The following is a 2,150-nucleotide window of genomic DNA, read 5'->3' as shown; positions in this document are numbered from 1 at the left end:
CATTCCGAGCGACTTCACGCTCGCGGTCGGCCGGCACGTGACGGTCCAGCCCGACAACGTCGAGATCGGCTTCCGCGAGGTGCAGGGCGACAGTCGCTGCCCCACGAACGTGAGGTGCTTCTGGCAAGGAGAAGCCGGCGTTCAGCTGACGCTCACGAACGCGAACCATCAGACCCAGCAGGTCGGGATCTCGGTTGAAGGGCATGGCTCGGGCACCGCCGAGGCGATGGGCTATCGCATCACCGCCGTGCGGCTCGATCCCTATCCGCAGGACGCCGTCCCGATTCCGTGGTCCGCGTATCGGGTCACGCTCCACATCGAGCGGAGCGAGCCCTAGCGCCTGGCCGAGGTAGCGGAGTCTCTCAACCCGTAGCTTCGCGCCGGGCCTCGCAGCGGGCAGCCTGTCGAGCCGCTTCACCCGCACCCGTGGATGACCGCGCCTCGTGGCTCGCGCTCGTTTGGGCAACATTCGGCAGCCGCGGGTGCGAGCGACGACGCCCAAGAAGGTGAGACCCGCAACTCGTTGATGGATGGTGCCGGAGGCGAGGGTCGAACCCGCACGAGGTTTGAGCCTCACGGGATTTTGAGTTCGTCTCCCGATGCGACGCCAGACGCAGCATCGCAGAGCACCGAGGAAAACGGGGACAAGAACGAGAGCGAGTAGTCTCCTGGGTCTCGCTCGCGCGCGTGAGTTTCGCACGTACGGGCAACATCTGGCCTCGCGTGGTTCCTATGAGGTCAAGGATCGCTTCTCGTATCGAGTGGATCCCTTTGGGCCAGCCCTTTGCTTCCCACTGCCGGTCCCCGGAACCGCAACGCCGATTGAGTGCGGCGAGAGCGCAGGCATCGAAGCCGTGATTGTGGACAACGGCGACGTGGGGCTGTGGGACGGCGGTAACGTCCGCTGGAGGTCCGGCGGTTCCTTCCCGCAGTAAGGCCGCAACCTAGCGACATTGGAGGTCGTCATGTTCGCCAAGCGGTTTGGGCGACCCGGCCGAGACCAGCACGCGATTCTCCCTGCCAGTCTGGCGGGCGCCTGCCAGATCCGACATGCGGGTCGATCCAATCCGGCGGCCAGCCGGGCGGCCTTGCGCCTGTGGCGCCGTGGGTTCCGGAGAGGGCCGACCCCTGGCACATCGCGTGCGTCGCGCACTTTGGGTGGTCGAACCAGGCTCGCCGCTCTTGTAGTCCTCCCCGGCCGACGCCGCTCCCGAGCATGACCCCCAGGTGGGTGGGGGTGTTTCACTGCCGGTACTCTCTCGCTGAGGAGGCCCTCACATGTCACGTCGTCCGTCCATCACCGCGTCTCCGAAGTTCGTTGGTCTGCTCATGACCGCCAGCCTCGTGTTCTGGGCCGCGCATCTGATGGCCAACGCAAGTGGCAAGACCGGCTGCTCGACCTCGGCGACTGGCTGCAACTGCCACAGCTCGACTCCGAACGCCGCGGGTGCGGTCACGGTGTCCATCACCGGGCCGCAAACCGTGCAGGTCGGGTCCGTGAGCAACTACACGATCTCGGTCACAGGCGGGCCGGCCAACACCACCGGCGGATTCAACCTGAGTGCGAGCGGCGGCACGTTCACGGCCGGAACCGGGAACAAGGTCTCGAACGGTGAGCTCACGCACTCCAGCAAGACGCTTCGCAGTTGGAGCTTCCAGTGGACGGCCCCTGCCGTGGCCGGGACGTACCGGTTCTACGCCGTCGCACAGGCGACCAACAATAGTGGCACCGGCGGCGATTCGTGGGGTTGGTACGGGGGCGCAGCCAACACGGCATTTAGCATTGCCGTGGATGGGACGACCCCGGTCGCGAAAATCTCGTGGGGTCAGCTGAAGGCGAAGTACCGATAGTGTGAACGTGTGGTCGAGAGCAAACGGACCCCATAGCCCGAAACCGTGATGCCCCGCTCGGGGTAGAACGCTCAGGACCGGGTGAGGGGGGATTCGTGAGTAGGAACATCCGTCCGGGAACCCGTGCGGCCGCCGTACTCGCGGTGCTCGCGCTCGTGCCCGCGTGCAGGGATCGTGTCGCCAACCCGACCGTTCCCATTCCGAGCGACTTCACGCTCGCGGTCGGCCGGCACGTGACGGTCCAGCCCGACAACGTCGAGATCGGCTTCCGCGAGGTGCAGGGCGACAGTCGCTGCCCC

The 2,150-nt window shown here is 66.3% G+C and carries 3 protein-coding genes; all 3 read left to right on the top strand.

What is annotated here, in order from left to right; genetic code table 11:
* Positions 1 to 337: hypothetical protein (locus VFQ05_08590; protein ID HET9326814.1), on the top strand; the 337-nt coding region annotated here is incomplete at its 5' end.
* A gap of 941 nt (positions 338 to 1,278) precedes the next feature.
* Positions 1,279 to 1,851 (top strand): choice-of-anchor V domain-containing protein, encoded by a 573-nt coding sequence (locus VFQ05_08585; GenBank protein ID HET9326813.1) that lies wholly within the window; start codon positions 1,279 to 1,281, stop codon positions 1,849 to 1,851.
* 95 nt (positions 1,852 to 1,946) lie between these two features.
* Positions 1,947 to 2,150: hypothetical protein (locus VFQ05_08580; GenBank protein ID HET9326812.1), on the top strand; the 204-nt coding region annotated here is incomplete at its 3' end.

The sequence above is a fragment of the Candidatus Eisenbacteria bacterium genome (assembly GCA_035712145.1).
In the GTDB taxonomy this organism is placed as follows: domain Bacteria; phylum Eisenbacteria; class RBG-16-71-46; order RBG-16-71-46; family RBG-16-71-46; genus DASTBI01.
Note: the sequence above shows the minus strand (reverse complement) of the source record. Positions and strands in the feature narration are given on the sequence as shown.